The organism is Kitasatospora sp. NPDC015120 (genome assembly GCF_043080305.1).
Taxonomy (GTDB): domain Bacteria; phylum Actinomycetota; class Actinomycetes; order Streptomycetales; family Streptomycetaceae; genus Kitasatospora.
Map to the genome: position 1 here is coordinate 78,201 of NZ_JBIBVJ010000018.1, position 20,179 is coordinate 98,379.

Annotated in this window: 18 protein-coding genes and 1 pseudogene; 11 read left to right on the top strand and 8 right to left on the bottom strand. The window is 75.3% G+C overall.

The window, feature by feature from the left end; translation table 11 throughout:
* Positions 1–17: 17 nt before the first annotated feature.
* The gene (locus ACF1AK_RS29240) at positions 18–2,993 is read right to left on the bottom strand and encodes a BTAD domain-containing putative transcriptional regulator (protein ID WP_391501833.1); all 2,976 of its coding nucleotides are present in this window, start codon (positions 2,991–2,993) and stop codon (positions 18–20) included.
* A 186-nt stretch (positions 2,994–3,179) separates the two neighbouring features.
* On the opposite strand from ACF1AK_RS29240, the gene ACF1AK_RS29245 reads away from it, so the two are divergent.
* The gene (locus ACF1AK_RS29245) at positions 3,180–3,611 is read left to right on the top strand and encodes a carboxymuconolactone decarboxylase family protein (protein WP_391501834.1); all 432 of its coding nucleotides are present in this window, start codon (positions 3,180–3,182) and stop codon (positions 3,609–3,611) included.
* Between the two features lie 66 nt (positions 3,612–3,677).
* The gene (locus tag ACF1AK_RS29250; RefSeq protein WP_391501835.1) at positions 3,678–4,295 is read left to right on the top strand and encodes a DinB family protein; all 618 of its coding nucleotides are present in this window, start codon (positions 3,678–3,680) and stop codon (positions 4,293–4,295) included.
* Here ACF1AK_RS29250 and ACF1AK_RS29255 read toward each other — a convergent pair.
* Positions 4,286–5,266: a helix-turn-helix transcriptional regulator gene (locus ACF1AK_RS29255; RefSeq protein WP_391501836.1), complete on the bottom strand. Its 981-nt coding sequence runs from the start codon at positions 5,264–5,266 to the stop codon at positions 4,286–4,288. The genes ACF1AK_RS29250 and ACF1AK_RS29255 overlap by 10 nt on opposite strands.
* A 115-nt stretch (positions 5,267–5,381) precedes the next feature.
* On the opposite strand from ACF1AK_RS29255, the gene ACF1AK_RS29260 reads away from it, so the two are divergent.
* On the top strand, positions 5,382–5,795 hold the full coding sequence (locus ACF1AK_RS29260) for a DUF3224 domain-containing protein (RefSeq protein WP_391501837.1): 414 nt from the start codon (positions 5,382–5,384) through the stop codon (positions 5,793–5,795).
* Between the two features lie 64 nt (positions 5,796–5,859).
* On the opposite strand, the gene ACF1AK_RS29265 is transcribed toward ACF1AK_RS29260, so the two are convergent.
* Entirely contained in the window at positions 5,860–6,693 is an 834-nt protein-coding gene (locus ACF1AK_RS29265; RefSeq protein ID WP_391501838.1) for a class I SAM-dependent methyltransferase, read from the bottom strand.
* 96 nt (positions 6,694–6,789) lie between these two features.
* The gene (locus tag ACF1AK_RS29270; protein ID WP_391501839.1) at positions 6,790–7,188 is read right to left on the bottom strand and encodes a YciI family protein; all 399 of its coding nucleotides are present in this window, start codon (positions 7,186–7,188) and stop codon (positions 6,790–6,792) included.
* 329 nt (positions 7,189–7,517) lie between these two features.
* On the opposite strand from ACF1AK_RS29270, the gene ACF1AK_RS29275 reads away from it, so the two are divergent.
* On the top strand, positions 7,518–8,456 hold the full coding sequence (locus ACF1AK_RS29275; RefSeq protein WP_391501840.1) for an oxygenase MpaB family protein: 939 nt from the start codon (positions 7,518–7,520) through the stop codon (positions 8,454–8,456).
* Here the strand turns inward: ACF1AK_RS29275 and ACF1AK_RS29280 are convergent.
* A pseudogene (locus ACF1AK_RS29280) lies at positions 8,435–9,328 on the bottom strand (helix-turn-helix transcriptional regulator); the annotation flags it as partial. The gene ACF1AK_RS29275 and the pseudogene ACF1AK_RS29280 sit on opposite strands and share 22 nt — an antisense overlap.
* Positions 9,329–9,431: 103 nt before the next feature.
* On the opposite strand from ACF1AK_RS29280, the gene ACF1AK_RS29285 reads away from it, so the two are divergent.
* Positions 9,432–9,992: an NAD(P)H-dependent oxidoreductase gene (locus ACF1AK_RS29285; RefSeq protein ID WP_391501841.1), complete on the top strand. Its 561-nt coding sequence runs from the start codon at positions 9,432–9,434 to the stop codon at positions 9,990–9,992.
* A gap of 116 nt (positions 9,993–10,108) precedes the next feature.
* Here ACF1AK_RS29285 and ACF1AK_RS29290 read toward each other — a convergent pair whose 3' ends face one another.
* Complete coding sequence (locus ACF1AK_RS29290) at positions 10,109–10,555, bottom strand: MarR family winged helix-turn-helix transcriptional regulator (protein WP_391501842.1); 447 nt, start codon at positions 10,553–10,555, stop codon at positions 10,109–10,111.
* A 112-nt stretch (positions 10,556–10,667) separates the two neighbouring features.
* On the opposite strand from ACF1AK_RS29290, the gene ACF1AK_RS29295 reads away from it, so the two are divergent.
* From ACF1AK_RS29295 to ACF1AK_RS29305, 3 genes are all read left to right on the top strand, one after another.
* A complete protein-coding gene (locus ACF1AK_RS29295) occupies positions 10,668–11,783 on the top strand; it encodes an ABC transporter substrate-binding protein (protein ID WP_391501843.1) in 1,116 nt (371 codons plus the stop codon).
* A 158-nt stretch (positions 11,784–11,941) separates the two neighbouring features.
* A complete protein-coding gene (locus tag ACF1AK_RS29300) occupies positions 11,942–13,411 on the top strand; it encodes an APC family permease (RefSeq protein WP_391501844.1) in 1,470 nt (489 codons plus the stop codon).
* On the top strand, positions 13,408–14,427 hold the full coding sequence (locus ACF1AK_RS29305; protein ID WP_391501845.1) for an acetamidase/formamidase family protein: 1,020 nt from the start codon (positions 13,408–13,410) through the stop codon (positions 14,425–14,427). Before ACF1AK_RS29300 ends, ACF1AK_RS29305 begins: the two co-directional genes overlap by 4 nt.
* A 7-nt stretch (positions 14,428–14,434) precedes the next feature.
* On the opposite strand, the gene ACF1AK_RS29310 is transcribed toward ACF1AK_RS29305, so the two are convergent.
* Entirely contained in the window at positions 14,435–14,869 is a 435-nt protein-coding gene (locus ACF1AK_RS29310) for an SgcJ/EcaC family oxidoreductase (RefSeq protein WP_391501846.1), read from the bottom strand.
* A 139-nt stretch (positions 14,870–15,008) separates the two neighbouring features.
* On the opposite strand from ACF1AK_RS29310, the gene ACF1AK_RS29315 reads away from it, so the two are divergent.
* The 3 genes from ACF1AK_RS29315 to ACF1AK_RS29325 all read left to right on the top strand — a co-directional run bounded on the left by ACF1AK_RS29315 (position 15,009) and on the right by ACF1AK_RS29325 (position 17,986).
* Entirely contained in the window at positions 15,009–15,800 is a 792-nt protein-coding gene (locus tag ACF1AK_RS29315) for a MerR family transcriptional regulator (protein WP_391501847.1), read from the top strand.
* 233 nt (positions 15,801–16,033) lie between these two features.
* A complete protein-coding gene (locus ACF1AK_RS29320) occupies positions 16,034–17,080 on the top strand; it encodes an isopenicillin N synthase family dioxygenase (protein ID WP_391501848.1) in 1,047 nt (348 codons plus the stop codon).
* 156 nt (positions 17,081–17,236) lie between these two features.
* The gene (locus ACF1AK_RS29325) at positions 17,237–17,986 is read left to right on the top strand and encodes a MerR family transcriptional regulator (RefSeq protein ID WP_391501849.1); all 750 of its coding nucleotides are present in this window, start codon (positions 17,237–17,239) and stop codon (positions 17,984–17,986) included.
* On the opposite strand, the gene ACF1AK_RS29330 is transcribed toward ACF1AK_RS29325, so the two are convergent.
* A complete protein-coding gene (locus ACF1AK_RS29330) occupies positions 17,987–20,164 on the bottom strand; it encodes a 3-hydroxyacyl-CoA dehydrogenase NAD-binding domain-containing protein (protein WP_391501850.1) in 2,178 nt (725 codons plus the stop codon).
* Positions 20,165–20,179: the final 15 nt, after the last annotated feature.

A 20,179-nucleotide genomic window follows, 5' to 3' on the forward strand; every position in this document is an offset into this window, starting at 1 on the left:
ACGCCGGACCTCCCGCGTCAGGCCGGAAGCCAGGACGGCCAGGACCGCCGGGCCGGGCCGGCCGGGTGGCCGTCGCCGAGCAGCGGCACCAGGCGCTCGGCCTCCGGCGCGCCGATCGGGGCCAGGATGCCGTGCGCCTCGGCCCAGCAGGCGCGGGCCCGGGCCGGGTCGTCCGGATGCCGGTCCGCCAGCGCGTCGCCGAGCGCGGCCAGGGCCAGGCCGCGGCCGCGGTGGTCCCCGTCCAGGGTCAGCGCCTCGACCGCGCGTTCCGCCGCCTCGACGGCCTCCGGGGCGCGACCGGCCGCGCGCAGCGACGCGCCGAGCCGCAGCAGGATCCGGCCGGTGCGCCGGTGGTCCTCCGGGCCGGTCAGGGCGAGGGCCGCCCGCCGGTGGGCGACCGCCTGGTCGTGCCAGCCGAGCTCGTGGGCGATCGAGCCGAGCGAGTCCCGGGCCCTGGCCTCCAGCTCGTGGTCGGCCAGGTCATGCCCGATCACCAGGGACTGGTCGACCACCCGGCCCGCCGCCCCGAACCGGCCCTGCCGGGCGAACGCCCCCGCCAGCTCCAGCAGTTCGACGGCCAGGGCACGCCGGTCACCGATCCGCTGCCAGACCGCGACCGCGGCCGAGAATCCGGCCACCGCCTCGTCCGGGCGGCCGAGTTGGACGAAGCAGGCGGCGAGCGAGCCGTGCGCGAGGGCGAGCAGCGGCTGCGGCAGCCCGTGCGCGGTGCACAGGTCGCGGGCCCGGAGCAGCTCGGTGAGGGCCGGGGCCGCGGAGCCGACCTCGGCCAGCAGCCGGCCGAGCACCAGCCGCGCGCGGGCCTCCGCCGTCCGGTCGCCCTCCCGCAGGGCCGCGTGCAGCAGGGCGTTGGCGGCGTGGCCGAGCGGCCGGGTGGCGTGCCCGGAGTCCGCCGACAGGCAGGCGCCCAGCAGGAGTTCGGCGAGCCGGTCGAGGCCGGGCGCCGCCCCCGGGGACCGGCCCCGGAGCGTCGCGCACTGGCGCACCAGCGCCCCGACGGCCACGTAGTCCCCGACGGCCGGGGAGGCGGCCGGCGCCGCGGGCGACCGGAGCGCGGCCGTCACCCCGGCGTGGTGGTGGTCCACCAGCCGGGCCAGCGCGGCCGCCCGCTCGTCGTCGGCCTCCGTGCGGCCGTCCGGGCCGTCCGGGCCGTTCACACCGTCCGGGCCCGGCCCGTCGACCCGCTGGGCGAAGGCCCGCAGCAGATCGTGGTAGCGGTAGCGGTCGGGGGTCGCCGAGAGCTCCAGCATCGAGCAGTCCACCAGGGACTCGGCCAGTGCCTCGGCCTCCGGCCCCGGCCGGTCCAGGACCGCCGCCACCTGCGCCGCCGAGAGGTCCGGCACCTCGGGAACGGCCAACAGCCGGAAGGCGCGCGCCTGTTCGGCGTCCAGCAGGTCGTACCCGAAGCGGAACGAGGAGTCGACCGCGAGATCCCCGCTGCGCAGCGCGTCCAACCGGTAGCGCTCGCCGCCCAGTTGTTCCACCAGCCGGGCGACGCTCCAGCCCGGGCGGCAGGCCAGCCGGGCCGCGAGGATCCGCACCGCCAGCGGCAACCGACCGCAGAGCCTGACGAGTTCACGGGCCGACGCGTCCTCCGCCGCCACCCGTTCGGCACCCACCACCCGGGTCAGCAGGGTGACCGCCTCCTCGGCGGGCAGCACCGGCAGTTCCGTGAAGCGGGCGTTGGGCAGCGCCCCGATCCGGGTCCGGCTGGTGACCAGGACGGCGCAGCCCGCGCCGCCCGGGAGCAGCGGCCGGACCTGCTCGGCGTCGCGCGCGTTGTCGAGCAGCACCAGGACCCGCCGCCCGGCGAGCAACGACCGGTAGCGGGCCGCCCGTTCGGCCGGTCCGGCCGGGATCGCCTCGCCGGGGACGCCGAAGGAGCGCAGGAAGACCGCCAGCGCCTCCTCGGGGCGGGTCGGGCGGCCGTCCGCGCCGTGCAGGTCGAGGTAGAGCCGGCCGTCCGGGAACTCCTCGGCGAGGCCGTGCGCGACATGCAGGGCGAGTGCGGTCTTGCCCACCCCGCCCATGCCCGCGACCGCCGCCACGGGCACGCAGCCCGGCTGCCGCAGGGCGGCCCGCACCGCCTGGACCTCGGCCGCCCGGCCGGTGAAGTCGGCGACGGCGGCGGGGAGCTGGTCGGGCCTGAGCAGGGCGGCCGGTTCCGGCCCGGCCGGTGGCAGGGGCTGCGCCGCCGGCTCCGGCCCGGGCGCCGCCAGGGTCTCGTCCGCCGCGAGGATCCGCCCCTGCAGATCGCGCAGCCCCGGGCCGGCGCCGACGCCCAGCTCGGTGCGCAGCCGGCGGTCCGCCGCCCGGTACACCTCCAGCGCGTCGGCCTGCCGCCCGGAGCGGTAGAGCGCGAGCATCAGCAGCTCCGAGAGCCGTTCGCGCAGCGGGTGCTCCTCGGCCAGGGCCGCCAGTTCGGCGACCGACTCGGCCCACCGGCCGCCCTCGACCTCCGCCTCCAGGCACGACTCCAGGACGGCGAGCCGGCGCTCCTCCCACTCCCGGCGCTGGCGCTGCACATAGGGCCCGGGCACCCCGGACATCGGCTCGCCGCGCCAGAGCGCCAGCGCCGTCCGCAGCACGGCCGCCGCCTCCGCGGGCCGCCCCTCGGCGCGCAGCGTCCGCGCCCGGGCCAGCAGCGTCTCGCACCGGGCGGTGTCCAGGCCGTCGGGCTCGGCCACCAGCAGGTAGCCGCCGCCGAGCGAGGTCAGCACGTCCGGCCCGAGGATCCGGCGCAGCCGGTGCACATAGGTGCGGATGACGCCGTGTGCGCTGGCCGGCGGGTCCTCGCCCCACAGGTCGTCGATCAGCTGGGCGCCCGACACCTGCCGGCCCGCCCGGAACAGCAGGGCGAGCAGCAGGCCCTGCTGCTGCGGCGAACCGAGCGCCAGCTCCCCGCCGTCCCGCAGGCCGCGCACCGGCCCCAGCACCTCGAACCGCAGCCCTCCCGACCGCGCCTCCCGGTCCACCGATCGACTCCCCCCGTGTCCGTACGACTCCCCCGTCCGCATGATAGCCACCGGCATTCCCGCTGCTCAGCTCAGGCGGAGCGGCGTCGCCGGGGCCGCCGCGGCGATGCTTGACTTCGAGCGGACTCCACCTCATAGCTTCGACGGCACGGCCCACCGCGGACGACCCGGGAACGGAGAACCCCCATGAGCACGGACAGCAGCAGCGACAGCACCGCCACCACGCGCGAGGAGCGATTCGAGCGCGGGTTGGCCGTGCTCACCTCCGTCGACGGCGAGGCCGGGCAGCGGGTGATCGACGCGCTCGCCGACATCCACCCCGAACTCGCCCACCAGGTGGTCGCCTGGGGCTTCGGCGAGATCTACAGCCGGCCCGGACTGTCGCCGCGCGACCGGCAGTTGGTCACCCTGGGCATGCTCACCGCGCTCGGCGGCTGCGAACCGCAGCTCGACGTGCACCTCAACGCCGCCCTCAACGTCGGCCTCACGCCCGCCGAGATCACCGAGGTCCTGCTGCACTCCGCCGCGTACTGCGGCTTCCCCAGGGCCCTGAACGCCACCTTCGTCGCCAAGAAGGTCTTCGGCGAGCGCGGCCTGCTGCCCGTGGAGGGGCGGTGAGCGCGCCGCACTCCCGGGCCCGAAAAGCCGGTGGACGGCGGGCACGGCGGCGGCAGACTGGCCGGCATGACCGATGAGACGCTCGAAGCGTTCAAGAAGGACCTGCTCGTCTATCTGCAGGACGCCCGGGACGCCCTGCTCTGGAAGCTCGAAGGACTGTCCGAGTACGACGTCCGCCGGCCGCTGACGCCGACCGGGACCAATCTGCTGGGACTCGTCAAGCACGTGACGGCGGCGGAGGCCCTGTACTTCGGGGAGACCTTCGGGCGGCCGTTCGACGCGCCCCGGCCGTGGATCACCGGGGACGCCGAGCCGAACTCCGACTTCTGGGCCACCCCGGAGGAGAGCCGGGAGCAGATCGTCGGCCGCTACCGCGCGGCCTGCGCGCACGCCGACGCCACGATCGCCGCGCTGCCGCTGGACGCGGCCGGCCGGGTGCCGTGGGGCGCGCGCGGCGAGGTGACGCTGCACCACGGCCTGGTCCACATGACCGCCGAGACCCAGCGGCACGCCGGACACGCCGACATCGTCCGCGAACTCGTCGACGGCACGACCGGCCAGCGGCGGGGCGGGGAGAACACGGCGCCCGGCGACGCGGCCTGGTGGGCCGGGCACCTGGCCCGCGTCGAGGACGCCGCGCGCGAGGCGGCGGCCGGGGCCGCGCGGCCGTCCGCTCAGGCGTAGTGGCGGGCGACGGCGGTGGCGGCGGCCGCGACGGCCGCACGCAGGCCGGGCGGGCCGAGCACCACGGCCTCCGGGCCCAGTCGCAGGAGGTCCCCGACGGCCACCGCCGTGTTCTCGACGGCGAGGTCCACCTCCACCCATCCGTCGGCCCCGGGCGGCCCGGCCGCGGCCACGGCCCGGGCACCGGCGGCGCCGAACTGCACCGGGAGCAGCTTCCGGGCCCGCGGGGAGACCCGCAGGCGGGCGGTCTGCTGGTGGAGGGCGGCGGTCAGCCGGCGGGCGGTCTCGGCCCAGTGGGCGGCCAGGTCGAAGCCGGCCGGGCGCTCGAAGGTCTCCTCGGCGACCTCGACGGCGAGCAGCCGGGAGACCCGGTAGGTGCGGACGGCCTGCTCGGGGGCGCCGGCGGCCGCCGCGCCGGCGACCAGGTACCAGATGCCGCCCTTGAGGACGAGGCCCAGCGGGTGCAGCTCCCGGTGCACCTCGCCGCGCCAGCGGCGGTAGTGGACGCGCAGCACCCGCTGCTCCCAGACCGCCCGCGCGACCGGGGCCAGGTGGGCGACCGGGTCGGCGTCGCGGAACCACGCCGGGGCGTCGAGGTGGAAGCGGTCCTGGACGCGGCGGGTGCGGTCGGCGAGTTCGGCGGGCAACGCCGCCTGGAGCTTGAGCTGGGCGGTGGTCAGCACCGCGCCGAGCCCGAGGTCGCGGGCCGGCCCCGGGGCGCCGGTGAGGAACAGCGCGTCGGCCTCGGCGTCGGTGAGGCCGGTGAGCCGGGTGCGGTAGCCGTCCATCAGCCGGTAGCCGCCCTCGGGGCCCCGGTCGGCCGTCACCGGCACCCCGGACGCGGCCAGCGCCTCGACGTCCCGGTAGACGGTGCGGACCGACACCTCCAGCTCGGCGGCGAGGTCCCCGGCGGTCATCCGGCCGCGGTTCTGGAGCAGGAGCAGCAGGGCGAGGAGCCGGTCGGCGCGCATGGACCTCATTCTGGCGCCCGTACCTGACAGGAGGTGTCAGGTACGGGCGTCAGAGTGATCACCCGGCGCGCGGCACACCCGCCGCACGCCGGCCCGCACCACCCGGAGGACGACCATGAACGCACCCACCACCGTCACCGGCGGCTTCGGCTACGCCGACTGGACGGAGACCACGATCGGGCCGGCGGAGACCCTGCCCCGGCTGGCCCGGGCCTCCGTCGTCAACACCTTCACCGGCGGCATCGAGGCGGCCGCGACCGTCTGCGAGTACGTCCTCGTCTATGCCACCGCGACGACCGGCGGCTTCACCGGCCTGCAGCGGTTCACCGGCCGGCTGGACGGCCGCGCCGGGGGCTTCGTCGTGGAGGAGCGCGGCACCTTCGAGGAGGACGGCAGCGTCCGCTGCACCTTCGAGGTGGTCCCCGGCAGCGCCACCGGCGAGCTCACCGGCCTGCGCGGCACCGGCGGCTACCACTACCGGCCCGGCGACTCCCCCGTCCCGTTCACCTTCACCTACGAGCTCGGCTGAGCCGCCCCCGCGGCCTCTCCTGCGGATCACGCCGCCCGCCCGGCGTGGTCCGGGAAGGGAGGGCCTACGCACGGCCGGTGAGCAGGGAGATCCGGACCTCCTCCGGGTAGCCGGCGGCGGTGGGCGGGGCGGGGAGGGCGGCGAGCAGCCGGGCGGCGAAGGCCGGCCGGTCGGCGTCGGAGGGGAGCTGCGGGGCGGGGATCGCGGAGTAGAGGGTGCCCAGGAGCCGGTCGGAGGTCAGGGCGTCCTCGTACGCGATCACCGTCTCCCGCACGTCCGTGAAGCCCGCCCCCGCCAGCTCGGCGGCGTAGCGCTCGCGTTCGGCGGCGCCGGTGCCGCAGGTGGCGGTGACCGGGCGGCCGAAGTGCTCCTCCAGCGCACCGCGCAGGGCCTGCGACCAGTCGGTGTCCTGGGCCCAGACCGGCGTGCCGTTGGCGATCACGGCGACCCCGCCGCCCGCGCGGGTGCGGGGGCGCAGGGCCCGGAAGAGCTCCTCGGAGCGCATCCAGTGCAGGGCGTTGCCGATCACGGTGAGGCCGAGCGGGCGGTCGCCGGGCAGCAGGTCCACGAGGGCGGGGACGTCCGCGTCGGTGCCGAGCAGCCACAGCGCGTTGCGCACGCCGGCCCGGTCGGCGGCGGCCCGGGCCCCGCGGAGCATGTCCGGTTCCGGGTCCAGACCGAGGACGGTCCGGACCCGGGCGGCGAGCGGCAGGGCGAGCTGGCCGGTGCCGCAGCCGAGGTCGAGCGCGAGGTCGCCGATGCCGGGGTGGGCGTCCAGGCCGAAGGTGCGGGCGAGGGTGTCGAAGACGGCCGGCGGACAGCCGCGGCGGTACTCGGCGTAGTAGGCGGCCACCTCGCCGGAGAAGTCCGGGAGGGCGGGGGCGGTGGAGGAGGTCATGGCCGGGTACCTGCCCACCCGGGCCGGGCGCAGTCCGCTGATCGCTGTGGGCGGACGGCCCGGGCGGGCAGGGGCCGGGCGGGCAGGGCCGGGGGCTCAGACCTCGACGGGCGGCTCGGACATGATCCGGCGCACCTCGACCGGCATGTCGAGGGGCCTGCCCTGCGGGCCGGGGGCGGCCGAGACCTTGGCCGCGATCTCGATCGCGCGCGGCTCGCCGGCGCAGTCCACGATCCACCAGCCGGCCAGCCACTCCTTGGTCTCCGCGAAGGGGCCGTCGCTGACCACCGGTACGCCGCCGCCGGCGCGCACGATCCGGGCGGTCTCCGGCGCGTCCAGGCCCTGGGCGTCGACGAGTTCGCCGGTGCCGTTGAGCTCGGCGTTGAGGTCCCGCATGTACTGGACGTGGACCCGGACGTCCTCGGCCGGCCACTCCTCGACCTTCGGGATGTCGAGGTCCTTCGAGCTGAACTGCATCAGCAGCATGTACTTCATCGGTGCGCTCCTCGTTCGTCCGGGGCTTTCACAGAGGGGTCGGAGCCGGCCGCGCGATCTCGACATCCCCGGCCCCGTCCGCGGGAAAAAGGTAGCGGCCGCGCCCGCGCACCCCCGGGAGCGACGGCGTTGACCGGCACCGGCCCCGTGCCTAGGTCCTCTCTTTCGGATCACGTCGGACGAGCGGGCGTCGTTGGAGTGCGTGCATCGGCGGTGCGGAGGAGGGAGTCCATGCGGAGCATCGGCGACCGACGACAAGCCGGCGAGGTGCGTGCTCCGGCGGCGACCGCCTGGCGTGATCCGAAAGAGAGGGCCTAGGGTCGGGATCCGTGCAGCGATACGACTGGCTGAAGACGATTCAGCGCATGGACCCGGAGACGCAGTTCACCGAGATCTACCGGATCAGCAGCTGGTACGAATTCCCCTGGGACTACGTCCAGTCACTCGGCTTCGCGCTCTACCGCACCTACGCCGTCCCCAGCATCGGCCGGCTGCTCGCCCGGACCGGCGAGTTCACCGGCCGCACCCAGAAGCGGTACGACGACACCCTGCTGATCCTGGAGGCGGTGGTCGAGCACGGCTTCGACTCCCCCCGGGGGCGCGAGGCGATCCGCCGGATGAACCGGATGCACCACCGGTACGACATCTCGAACGACGACTTCCGGTACGTGCTCGCCACCTTCGTGGTGACGCCCAAGCGCTGGATGGACGACTACGGCTGGCGCCGCCTCTCCGCGCACGAGATCCGGGCGGCGGTCAACTACTACCGCGAACTGGGCCGGCACATGGGCCTGAGCGGCATCCCGGAGACGTACGAGGAGTTCGAGCGGCTGCTCGACGACTACGAGCGCGAGCACTTCGCCTTCGACCCGGGCAGCCGGGCGGTCTCCGACGCGACGCTCGGCCTGATGGCCTCCTGGTACCCGCTGCCGGTGCGCCCGGCGATGCGGCTCTCCTCGGTCTGCCTGCTCGACGACCCGCTGCGCGAGGCCTTCGGCTACCCGGCCCCGCCGGCCGCGGTGCGGAGCGCCGTGCGCGCGGGGATGCGGCTGCGCGGGCGCTTCGTGCGGCTGCTGCCGCCGCGCCGCCGGCCGCACCTCGCGCGGGACGGGCGGCAGGTGCGCAGCTACCCCGGCTATCCGCACGGCTACCGGATCAGCGACCTGGGGACCTTCGAGGGCGAGGACTCCTCCTCCGGCGGCTGCCCGTTCCCGCACTCCCCGGCGGCCGCCGACGGGGCCCGGGGCGTGGACGGGGACGGCGGCTGAGGCGCGGCGATCAGGCCGGCCAGCAGCCGCAGCCCCGCCTCGGAGGGCGAACCCGGCTCGGCGGTGTACACGGCCACCCGCTGGCCCTCGTCCTTCGGCAGCGCCAGGTACTCGGTGGTCAGCTCCAGCCGGCCGACCAGCGGGTGCCGGTACGCCCGGTGGTCGGTCCCGTTGCAGAGCACCGAGTGGGTGGCCCACAGCTTCGCGAACTCCTCGCTCGCCAGGCTCAGTTCGCCGACCAGGGCGGCCAGCTGCGGCGCGCCCGGGTAGTGGCCGGCGATCAACCGCAGGTCGGCGACCGCGGTGCGGGCCTTGCTCGGCCAGTCCTCGAACAGTTCGCGCACATGCGGGTCGAGGAACAGCAGCCGGGCGAGGTTGGGGCGGTCGGCGGGCCGCTCCGGGGCGGCCGGGTCGAGGTGTCCGGCCAGCAGGGCGTGGGCGAGCGGGTTCCAGGCCAGGATGTCGAAGAACCGCCCGATCACCAGCACCGGGGCGCAGCCGAGCGAGTCGACCAGCACCCGCACCGACGGGCGCACCCGCTCGGGCCGCAGCGTGCAGTGCCGCGGCCGGGGCACCGGACGGGCCAGCGCGTAGAGGTGGGCGCGTTCGGTGGCGTCCAGGCGCAGCACCCGGGCGACCGCGTCCAGGACGGCGTCCGAGGCGTTCGGGCTCAGCCCCTGTTCGAGCCGTGTGTAGTACCCGGCGCTCACCCCGGCCAGCTGCGCCAGCTCCTCGCGGCGCAGCCCGGGGACGCGGCGCCGGCCACCGAACGTCGGCAGCCCGACGTCCTCCGGGCGCAGTGCGGCCCGCCGGGAACGGAGGAAGGCGCCGAGTTCGCGGTGGGGCGCCGGGGCGTCCTGCGATGGGGTCATGGCGTCCAGTGTCCCCCGGGCGCACGGGTGTTGCCTGCACCTGGCGGGTGTAGGCACAGCGGATGCCTGGCAGCCGGGCGGCGTCCGGCGCAGGCTGCTCGTCATGACCACCGACGACACCCGCACCCTTGTCCTGCTCGCCCACCCCGATCTGGCGGCCTCCAGGGTCAACGCGGCCCTGGCCGAGGCCGCCCGCAGCGTCCCGTCCGTCACCGTCCACGACCTGTACGCCGCCTACCCGCGCTCCCGGCGGGCGGGCGCGCCGGCGACGCCGGTCGACGCCGCGTCCGAGCAGAAGCTGCTCACCGCCCACGAGCACGTGGTGCTCCAGTTCCCCCTGCAGTGGTACTCCTCGCCCCCGCTGCTGAAGGAGTGGCTGGACGAGGTGCTCACGGAGGGCTTCGCGTACGGCCCGGGCGGCGAGGCGCTGCGCGGCAGGTCGCTGCTGGTGGCCACCTCGACGGGCGGTCCCGCCGCCGCGTACCACCCGGGCGGCAGGGGGCACCGGGCGCTGGCGGACCTGCTCCTGCCCTACGCCGCCACCGCCAACCTCCTCGGGATGGACTACCGGCCGCCGTTCGCCGTCCACGACGCCCGCGGTCTGAGCGGCCCCGAGCTCGCCCGCCACGTGGACCGCTACCGGGAGCTGCTGGCCGCCGGCTGACCCGCCGGAGCCGCCCGCGAACTCCGCCGTCCCGGCCGTACGGGGGCCGGTCGGGACGGCGGGCCCTGCGGTGCGCCGCCCGCGGCGCGGCCCGCACGTGCCCCGGCGGCCGCGCCCTACGCGACGGACGCCCCGGTGAGGTGGCGCAGCAGCGGGCCCGGGTCGTGGCTGCCGCAGGCGGTGCGGACGGCGGCGTCGTGGGCGGCGGCGAGGGCGTCGAGGCGGGCGAGGCGGGCGTGGCCGAGCCGGGAGAGGTGCGCGGTGATGCGGCGGCGGTCCTGCTCGTCCTGGCGGCGGTAGACCCAGCCGGCCTCGGTGAGGGCGTCGACGATCCGGCTGAGGCTGGCCTGCGGGATGACCAGGGCCTGGGCGAGTTCGCCCATCGAGCGGCCGGTGCCCTCGGTGAGGGCGCGCATCACGCGCCACTGGTCGAGGGTGCAGCCCTCGGCCTCCAGACGGCCGGCGAGGTCGCGGGCGAGGCGGCGCTGGGCGATCGTGAGCAGCTCGATCAGCAGGGGCTGGTCGGTGGCGACGGCGTCGGGGGTGATGGCTGGTGGTGTCATGGCCGTGTCTCTTCTCCCCGTCGCTGGTCCTGGTCGCCGGTCCTGGTCGCCGGCTCCGGGCGCCACGCCCTCGTTTGGCCGGATCGGCTGGCCATGACGATACTCGCAAGCGATGAGCGCCGATGTGAAGCTGCTGGAGCCGCTCGACGCGCGGTACTTCCCCCGGGAGGCGCCGGCGCTGCGGGTGGGCCTGGTCGTGCCGCAGTCCGGGCCGCTCGGCCTGACCGGGCCGTCGGCACTGGACGGAGCGCTGCTGGCCGCGCACGAGGTGAACGCGGGCGGCGGGGTGCGCGGACTGCCGCTGGAACTGGTGCTGGTGGACGGCGGCGGCACGCCGGCGGCGGTGGCCCGGGAGGTGGCGCTGCTGCTGGACGCCGGGGCGGTGGACGCGGTGGCGGGCTGCCACTCCAGCGATGTGCACCGGGCCGTGGAGACGGTGACCACCGGGCGGACCGCGTACGTGTACACGCCGCCGCACGAGGGCGGGAACCGGCTGCCGGGCGTGTTCTGCACCGGGGCGGACCCGGCGCGGCAGCTGGCGGGCGCGGTGGAGCGGCTCACCGAACGGCACCGGCTGCGCCGCTGGGCGCTGGTCGGCAACGACTACATCTGGCCGCACGCGATGCACCGGACGGCCGGGGCGGCGGTGGCCCGGGCCGGGGCGCGGGTGGTGCTGGAGCGGCACCTGCCGTTCGGCACCGCGGAGCGGGCGCTGGAGCCGCTGCTGGACGCGCTGCGCGCCGAGCGGGCGGACGCGCTGCTGCTGAGCCTGATCGGCGCCGACCTGGTGCGGTTCAAGCGGGCGCTGCGCCGCAGCGGGCTGGACCGGCGGCTGGTGCGGCTGTCCGGGGCACTGGAGGAGAACGGCCTGCTCGCGTACGGCGGGGACGGCACCGGCACGCTGTACGCCTCGATGCCGTCGTTCGCGTCCCTCACGGAGGAGCGGCGGGTGCGGCTGGCGGAGCAGCACCGGGCGGTGTTCGGGCCGTACGCCCCGGTGCTGGACGCCTACGCGGTCGGGTTGTACGACGGGCTGCACCTGCTGGCGGCGCTGGCGGCGAGCGGGGACCTGGTCGCGGACGACGGGCTGGGGCGGGCGGCGGCGCGGCTGCTGCGCGGGGACGGCGCGGCGGTGCGGCGGGCCTGGGCGCGGGCACCGCTGGGGCCGGCCCGGGACGGGGTGCACCTGGCGCGGGCGGAGGGGCTCGGGTTCACCGTCCTGTCGTAGGCCCGGGGGCCCGGCCGGGGGCGCCCCGGCACCGCGGTCCGGTGTTCGGCATGCGGACGGGATCCACAAAACCCTTCCATTTGGAAATAGCGGGCTCTAGTGTCTCCCCACCACCTCGGGTCGCCCCGCCACGGGTCGTCACGGAAGAGAGCCCCCACATGCCCGAAGCACCCCCCTCCCCCGCCGGCATCGAGAGCTACGGCTACAAGCAGGAACTGCGCCGCTCCCTGCGCTTCACCGACCTGCTGGTCTACGGCCTGGTCTTCATGGTGCCGATCGCCCCCTTCGGCATCTTCGGCAGCGTCTTCCAGGGTTCGGGCGGCATGGTCGCCCTGGCCTACGTGCTCGGGATGGTGGCGATGATGTTCACCGCCCTGTCCTACGCACAGATGTCCCGGGCCTTCCCGATGGCCGGTTCGGTCTACACCTACGCCGGCCGCGGCATCGCGGCACCGGTCGGCTTCCTGTCCGGCTGGATGATCCTGCTGGACTACGTGCTCGTTCCCGGCCTGCTCTACCTGATCGCCGGCGTGGCGATGAACTCGCTGGTCCCGGCGGTGCCGGTGTGGCTCTGGCTGGTCGGCTTCGTGCTGCTGAACACCGCCGTCAACTACCTCGGCGTCGAGATGACCTCCAAGGTCAACAAGGCGATGCTGATCGGCGAGCTCGTGGTGCTGGTGGTGTTCATCGCCTTCGGCGTGGCCGCGCTGGCCTCCGGCAAGGGCCGCGGCTTCGACTTCACCCCGGTCTACAACTCCCAGACGTTCTCCTGGAGCCTGGTCTTCGGCGCGGTGTCGGTGGCGGTGCTGAGCTTCCTCGGCTTCGACGGCATCTCCACCCTCTCGGAGGAGAACCGGGACTCCGCCAAGGCCATCGGCCGGTCGATGATCGCCGCGCTGCTGCTGGCCGGCTCGCTGTTCATCGCGCAGACCTGGATCGCCTCGCTGCTCGTCCCGGACCCGGACGCGCTGATCGCCGACGGCGACCCCGACGGCACCGCCTTCTACGACGCGGCCCGGGTCGCCGCCGGCGGCTGGCTCGCCACCGTCACCGCCGCCGCGACCGCCGTGGCCTGGGGCTTCGCCAACTCCCTGGTCGCCCAGGCGGCCACCTCGCGGCTGCTGTTCGCGATGGCCCGCGACCGCCAGCTGCCCGCGTTCCTCGCCAAGGTCCACCCGCGCCACCGCGTCCCGGTGAACGCGACCCTGCTGACGGCGGGCGTCTCGCTGGTCCTCGGCCTCTACACCGCCTCGCGCGAGGACGGCATCACCCTGCTGTCCACCCTGGTCAACTTCGGCGCGCTGACCACCTTCCTCGTCCTGCACGTGTCCGTCGTGGTGCACTACGTGTTCCGCCGCCGCAGCCGCGACTGGTGGCGCCACCTCATCGCCCCGGTGACCGGGTTCGCGATCCTCGCGTACGTGGTCGTGAACGCGGACATCGCCGCCCAGCGGCTCGGCTTCGTCTGGCTGGCGATCGGCGGACTCGTCCTGACCGGGCTGCTGCTCTCCGGCCGCCGCCCGAACCTGGCGGCGGTGGCCGCCGACGCCGCGCCCGACACCGCGCCCGGCACCACGCCCGACGCCGCTTCCGCCCCCGCTTCCGCCCCCGGCAAGGAGAACCCGTGAGCCTGCCCGACGTCGTCTCCCTCTCGCCCGAGCCCGCCGACTACGCCTACACCTTCGGCGGACGCGAACCCCTGGTGACCGTCCAGCCCGGCACGATCGTCGAGCTGACCACCGAGGACTGCTTCGGCGGCCGGGTCCGCGGCTTCGCCGACCTGCCGAGCGCGGTCTGCGAGTTCCCCTACCTCAACCCGGTCACCGGCCCCATCGCGGTGGCCGGCGCCGAACCCGGCGACACCCTGGCCGTGCACTTCGTGGAGATCACCCCGGCCCGCGACTGGGGCATCTCCAGCACCTTCCCGCACTTCGGCGCGCTCACCACCACCCACAGCACGGCGATGCTGCACGCCCCGCTGGAGGAGCGGGTCTGGGTGTACGAGCTGGACGTCGCGGCCGGCGTCTGCCGGTTCCGCGCCCGCAACAGCGACTTCACCACCGAACTCCGGCTGGACCCGATGCACGGCACGGTCGGCGTCGCCCCGGCCGGCGGCGAGACCCTGATGTCGATCACCCCCGGCGCCCACGGCGGCAACCTCGACACCCCCGAGATGCGGGCCGGCACCACCGCCTACTTCGGCGTCAACGTGCCCGGCGGGCTGCTCGCCATCGGCGACGGCCACGCCCGCCAGGGCGAGGGCGAGGTCTGCGGGACGGCGGTGGAGACCGCGATGCGCACCACGGTGGTGGTCGACCTGATCAAGGGCGGCGGACCGGCCTGGCCCCGGCTGGAGAGCGACCACCACCTGATCTCCACCGGCTCGGCCCGCCCGCTGGAGGACGCCTTCCGGATCAGCCAGCACGACCTCGTCCACTGGAGCGGCGAACTGCTGGGCCTGGACCTCCTGGACGCCTACCAACTGGTCAGCCAGGCCGGCCTGGCCCCCGCGGCCAACGTGTGCGACACCAACTACACGATGGTCGCCAAGCTGCCGAAGTCCGTCCTGGGCCGCACCCGGGCCTACGACGGCCTGCACGACCGCCTCCGGGAGACCGCCGCGACCTACCTGCGGGGGCGTTGAAGAGGAATCAGGTTCCCTGCACAACGGTGTTCTGACTGGCGGTGAGCAGCCACCGGCCGTTCTCCTTCGCCATGACGTACAGCGGGCTGCCCTCCTCCCCGATCTGCCTGCCGTCGCCGTCGAGGTAGCGCTGGCGCACCTTGACGGCGGCGACGTCGGGGCGGAGGAAGAGCACGTGCACCACCTCGTAGGTGGCCGTGCTGCCGGTGCCGGCGAAGGTCCCGGGCAGCACCTCGCGGGTGAACCGCGCGATCTCCTCCCGCCCGCGCAGCAGCAGACCGTGCGCGGTGGTCCAGATCGCGTCCTCGCGGAACAGGCCGATGAACTCCTCGGTGAGCTCGTTGACCTGTGCGTGCTGGACGGTGGCGACCACCTGCCGGACGGCGGCGATCTCGGCCTCGACGGACCCGGCGTTCATGAGGGCGTTCGTGGTGGGGTTCATGCGGCCATGATGGAAGTTCACGTCCGCTTGAGGTCAAGGCCCGGCGCCCCACGGGCTTGAGGTTGCCGCAGCGGCAGCCCCTACCGTCGTCACCGGGGCCGGAGGGACCGGCCCCGGTGGGACACGTGAGGGGGAGCGGATGGCTGCCTGGCCGATCGAGGAGGTCGCCCGGATGTCCGGGGTGACGGCCCGGACGCTGCGGCACTACGACGAGATCGCGCTGCTGCCGCCCGCCCGGACCGGCGCCAACGGACACCGCTACTACGGGGAGCCGGAGCTGCTGCGGCTCCAGCAGATCCTCGTGCTGCGGGCGCTCGGCCTGGGGCTGTCCGAGATCGGCCGCGTGCTGGCCGCCCAGGTGGACGAGCTGGAGGCGCTGCGCGGCCACCACCGGCGGCTGCTCGCCGAGCGCGACCGCCTCGACGAGCTGGCCGCGACGGTCGCCCGCACGATCACCGATCTGGAGCGATCCAGGAAGGACGGTACGCCGATGACCGCGATCAACCGGCCGGAGAACCTGTTCGAAGGGGTCCGGCCCGCCGACTACGAGGAGGACCTGCGCGCGTTCCCGGAGCTGGCCGAGGCCGGCGGGCGGGCCCTGGCGGCGATGACGCCGCAGGAGATCGAGGCGGGGCAGCGCGAGCGCACCGCGCTGATGATCGGGCTCGCCGAGCTGATGGCCGCCGGGCTGCCGGCCGACGCCCCGCAGGTGCGGGCCGCGATCGCCGCGCAGTACCGCGCGCTCACCGCCGTGCAGCCGGTGTCCGCCGCGGAGTTCCGGGCGATGGGGCGCGCCTGCGTGGAGAACGAGCCGTGGCGGGCGGCGTACGAGTCGATCGCCCCGGGGCTGGCCGCGTACCAGCGGGACGCGATCGAGGCGTACGCGGCGACACTGCCGACCACGTTCGCCCACCCGCAGCCGAACGGGTGATCTAGGCTGGTGGGGTGCTCCTTCTCGTTCGCCGCCGCCACGTGGACCTGCTCCGCGTGACCAGCATGTCCTGTCGACGCTCCGGCTGACCCTCGTACCCCTCACCCTCAGCGCGGCCCGCAGCGGCCGCGTCCCCCCTCCCGGCCCCGGGCACACCCGCCGCTCCAGGCGCGTCCCCGGCGTTCCCGGTCACCACCGGAGCCGGCCGGGACGAGACCCAGCGGATGTCACCCATGACGCAGCAGTACCCCACCAGCCCCGCCGATGCCCCCGCCGACGCCCCCTCCGACGCCCTTCCGGTGATCGACCTCTCGCTCGCCGGCGGCAGCCCGGCGGACCGCACCCGCCTGCACGACGAACTGCGGACCGCGGCCACCGGCGTCGGCTTCTTCCAGCTCGTCGGCCACGGGGTCACCCCGGCCGAGACGACCGCCCTGACCGAGGCCATGCGCGCCTTCTTCGCCCTCCCCGAGGCCGACCGCCTCGCCGTCGCCAACCTGCACTCCCCGCACTACCGCGGCTACACCCGCACCGGAGACGAGCGCACCGGCGGCAGCCGGGACTGGCGCGACCAGCTCGACATCGGCGCCGAGCGGCCCCCGCACGTGCCCGCCCCCGGCGAGCCGCCGTACTGGTGGCTGGAGGGCCCCAACCAGTGGCCCGCCGCCCTCCCCGAGCTGCGCGAGGCCGCCCTCGCCTGGATCGACCGGCTCGGCGCGGTGGCCCGCACGCTGCTGCACGAACTCCTCGCCTCGATCGGCGCCCGCCCCGATTTCTACGACCCCGCCTTCGCGGGCCGGCCCCACCTGCGGCTCAAGCTGGTCCGCTACCCGGGCACCGCCCCCGACGGCGCCGGTCAGGGCGTCGGCGCGCACAAGGACTACGGCTTCATCACCCTGCTCCTCCAGGACACCGTCGGCGGCCTCCAGGTGCAGCGCCCGGACGGCTCCTTCCTGGACGTCCCGCCGCTGGAGGGCGCCTTCGTCGTCAACCTCGGCGAACTCCTGGAGGTCGCCACCGACGGCTACCTCAAGGCCACCAGCCACCGCGTGGTCAGCCCGCCCGGCGCCCGCGAGCGCTTCTCCGTCCCGTTCTTCTACAACCCCCGCCTCGACGCCCACATCGAGCCGCTGGACTTCCCGCTCGCCCACCACGCCCCCGGCGCCACCCAGGATCCCGCCAACCCCCTCTACGCCGACTTCGGCTTCAACGAGTGGAAGGGCTACACCCGCGCCCACCCCGAAGTCACCCGCCGCCACCACCCCGACCTCGCCGCCTGAGGCCCCTCGGGCCGCCCGAGGCCACAAGCGCGCACACGGGCCCGCGCTCCCCACCGGAGCGCGGGCCCTTCCACGTCCGGAAGCCGTGGACCCGGTGGGACAGCGGTGTCACACTAGTGGTGTCACAGTGGTGGTGCTACACGTCGGGAGGCGGGGGTGGAGGTGCGGCTGACGGTGGACGAGTTGGCGGCGCGGGCGGGGGTGACGGTCCGGACGGTGCGGTTCTACGGGACGAAGGGCCTGCTGCCGCCGCCGGTGCTGGGGGCGCGGCGGGTGGGGTGGTACGGGGCGGAGCACCTGGACCGGCTGGGGCTGATCGAGGAGTTGCAGCGACAGGGGCTGACGCTGGCCGCGATCGAGCGGTACCTGGCGCGGCTGCCGCAGGGGACCACGCCGCTGGACCTCGCGATCCACCGGGCGCTGGTGGCGTCGTGGACGCCGGAGGCGCCGCAGGAGGCGGGCCGGGCGGAGGTGGAGCGGCGGGCCGGGCGGCGGCTGTCGGAGGAGCAGGTGGACCGGCTGGCCGCGATGGGGGCGCTGGAGCGGACGGCGGATCCCGAGGTGTTCCGGCTGGACCCGGGGCTGCTGCCGCTGGGGGTGCGGATCCTGGACGTGCCGATCCCGCTGGAGACGCTGGTGGCGGCGCGGGCGGTGGTGGTGGAGCACAGCCGGGCGACGGCGCGGGAGTTGCAGCGGCTGTTCCGGGAGACGGTGTGGAAGCCGTACCGGGAGAGCGAGCCGACGCCGGACGACGTGCAGCGGATGAAGGCGCTCACCGACCACATCCAGCCGATGGTGGCGCAGGCGCTGGTCACCGCGTTCCAGCGCTCGCTGCGGGAGGAGCTGAACGAGGGGTCGGGCGGGGCGGCGGCGCAGGAGGAGCGGGCCGCCCCGCCCGAGCGGTGATCAGTCGGTGAAGGTGCGGCCCTCGGCGGCGATCCGCTCCAGCAGGGCGGGCGGCGCGAACCGCTCCCCGTACGCGGCGGCGAGCTCGCGGGCGCGGGCCGCGAAGCCGGCCGGGCCGCCCGGGTAGCCGTTGATGTACTGGAGGACGCCCCCGGTCCAGGCCGGGAAGCCGATGCCGAGGATGGAGCCGACGTTGGCGTCCGCCACCGAGGTGAGCACGCCCTCCTCCAGGCAGCGCACCGAGTCCAGCGCCTCGCTGAACAGCATGCGCTCCTTGAGGTCCTCGAACGGGACGGCGGCGTCCGCGCGGGTGAAGTGCTCGCGCAGACCCGGCCAGAGGCGGCCGCGCGCCCCGTTCTCGTCGTACTCGTAGAAGCCGGCGCCGCCGCTGCGGCCGGGGCGGCCGAACTCGTCGACCATCCGGTCCACCACCGCGTCCGCCGGGTGGGCGGTCCACTCGCCGCCGGCCGCCTCGACGGCGCGCCGGTACTCGTCACGGATCCTGCGCGGCAGGGTGAGGGTCAGCTCGTCGAGCAGCGCGAGCACCTTGGCCGGGTAGCCGGCCTGGGCGGCGGCCTGCTCGACGCTGGCCGGCTCGACGCCCTCGCCGATCATGGCGACGCCTTCGTTGATGAACTGGCCGATCACCCGCGAGGTGAAGAAGCCGCGCGAGTCGTTGACGACGATCGGCGTCCTGTTGATCTGCCGGACCAGGTCGAAGGCCCGGGCCAGCGCCTCGTCCCCGGTCCCCGGGCCGCGGATGATCTCCACCAGCCGCATCCGGTCGACCGGCGAGAAGAAGTGCAGGCCGATGAAGTCGGCGGTGCGCTCCACGCCCTCGGCGAGCAGGCCGATCGGCAGGGTGGAGGTGTTGGAGCAGAGCAGGGCGTCGGGCGCGACGACGCCCTCGATCTCCTGGAACACCTTGTGCTTCAGCTCCGGGTCCTCGAAGACCGCCTCGATGACCACGTCGCAGCCGGCCAGGTCGGCGGCCTCGGCGGTGGGGGTGATCCGGGCGAGCAGGGCGTCGCGCTGCGCCGCGGTGCGCCGCCCGCGCGCCACCGCCTTCGCCAACAGGCCCTCGGAGTAGGCCTTTCCGCGCTCGGCGGCCTCGACGGTGACGTCCTTGAGCAGCACCTCGATGCCGGCCTCGGCGCAGGCGTGGGCGATGCCGGCACCCATCATCCCGGCGCCGAGCACCGCGACCTTGCGGGCCGTCCGCCGCTCCACCGAAGCGGGCCTGCCGGCCCCGGAGTTGACGGCCTGGAGGTCGAAGAAGAGCGCCTGGATCATGTTCTTGCTGGTCTGCCCGCAGGCCAGCTCGGTGAAGTAGCGCGCCTCGATCACCATCGCGGTGTCGATGTCCACCTGGGCGCTCTCGACGGCGGCGGCGAGCACGTTGCGCGGCGCCGGGTAGGGGGCGCCGCCCAGCTGCTTGCGCAGGTTGGCGGGGAAGGCGGGCAGGTTGGCGGCGAGGGCCGGGGTGCTGGGGGTGCCGCCGGGGATCTTGTGGCCCTTGACGTCCCAGGGCTGGACGGGGGCCGGGTTGGCCTCGATCCAGGCCCGCGCCCGGGCCGACAACTCCTCGGGGGTGTCGACGAGTTCGTGGACCAGTCCGTGTTCGAGGGCCTGCGCCGGGCGGTACTGGCGGCCCTGCAGCAGGAACTTCAGCAGGGCGTCGGTGATGCCGAACAGCCGGACGGTGCGGACGATTCCGCCGCCGCCGGGCAGCAGACCGAGGGTGACCTCGGGCAGGCCGATCCGGCTCGCGGGGGTGTTCAGGGCGATCCGGTGGTGGCAGGCGAGGGCCAGCTCCAGGCCGCCGCCGAGCGCGCTGCCGTTGACCGCGGCGACCACCGGCCTGCCGATGGTCTCCAGGGTGCGCAGGGCGCGCTTGATCCGCATCGACTTCTCGAAGACGGCGGCCGCGTCCTCGGGGCGGGCCGCGGAGAGCATCCGCAGGTCACCGCCGGCGAAGAAGGTCTTCTTGGCGGAGGTGACGACCACGCCGCGCAGTCCGCCGGCGGCGGCGAGGCCGGCCAGGCGGGCGACGACGGCCTCGAAGTCGGCGGTGAACGCCTCGTTCATGGTGTTGACGGACTGGGCGGGGTCGTCGAGGACGAGGGTGACCACGCCGTCCTGGTCCTGCTCCCAGCGGATGGTGGTGGTGTCGCTCATGGGTTCGGCTCTCCG

What these genes read in the sequence shown, in the direction of transcription:
- ACF1AK_RS29295 (WP_391501843.1), top strand. Translation starts at nt 10,668, where the DNA reads ATGAGCGCCGATGTGAAGCTGCTGGAGCCGCTCGACGCGCGGTACTTC.
- ACF1AK_RS29330 (WP_391501850.1), bottom strand. Translation starts at nt 20,164, where the DNA reads ATGAGCGACACCACCACCATCCGCTGGGAGCAGGACCAGGACGGCGTG.
- ACF1AK_RS29265 (WP_391501838.1), bottom strand. Translation starts at nt 6,693, where the DNA reads ATGACCTCCTCCACCGCCCCCGCCCTCCCGGACTTCTCCGGCGAGGTG.
- ACF1AK_RS29315 (WP_391501847.1), top strand. Translation starts at nt 15,009, where the DNA reads ATGGCTGCCTGGCCGATCGAGGAGGTCGCCCGGATGTCCGGGGTGACG.
- ACF1AK_RS29270 (WP_391501839.1), bottom strand. Translation starts at nt 7,188, where the DNA reads ATGAAGTACATGCTGCTGATGCAGTTCAGCTCGAAGGACCTCGACATC.
- ACF1AK_RS29310 (WP_391501846.1), bottom strand. Translation starts at nt 14,869, where the DNA reads ATGAACCCCACCACGAACGCCCTCATGAACGCCGGGTCCGTCGAGGCC.
- ACF1AK_RS29245 (WP_391501834.1), top strand. Translation starts at nt 3,180, where the DNA reads ATGAGCACGGACAGCAGCAGCGACAGCACCGCCACCACGCGCGAGGAG.
- ACF1AK_RS29300 (WP_391501844.1), top strand. Translation starts at nt 11,942, where the DNA reads ATGCCCGAAGCACCCCCCTCCCCCGCCGGCATCGAGAGCTACGGCTAC.
- ACF1AK_RS29320 (WP_391501848.1), top strand. Translation starts at nt 16,034, where the DNA reads ATGACGCAGCAGTACCCCACCAGCCCCGCCGATGCCCCCGCCGACGCC.
- ACF1AK_RS29290 (WP_391501842.1), bottom strand. Translation starts at nt 10,555, where the DNA reads ATGACACCACCAGCCATCACCCCCGACGCCGTCGCCACCGACCAGCCC.
- ACF1AK_RS29255 (WP_391501836.1), bottom strand. Translation starts at nt 5,266, where the DNA reads ATGCGCGCCGACCGGCTCCTCGCCCTGCTGCTCCTGCTCCAGAACCGC.
- ACF1AK_RS29260 (WP_391501837.1), top strand. Translation starts at nt 5,382, where the DNA reads ATGAACGCACCCACCACCGTCACCGGCGGCTTCGGCTACGCCGACTGG.
- ACF1AK_RS29250 (WP_391501835.1), top strand. Translation starts at nt 3,678, where the DNA reads ATGACCGATGAGACGCTCGAAGCGTTCAAGAAGGACCTGCTCGTCTAT.
- ACF1AK_RS29285 (WP_391501841.1), top strand. Translation starts at nt 9,432, where the DNA reads ATGACCACCGACGACACCCGCACCCTTGTCCTGCTCGCCCACCCCGAT.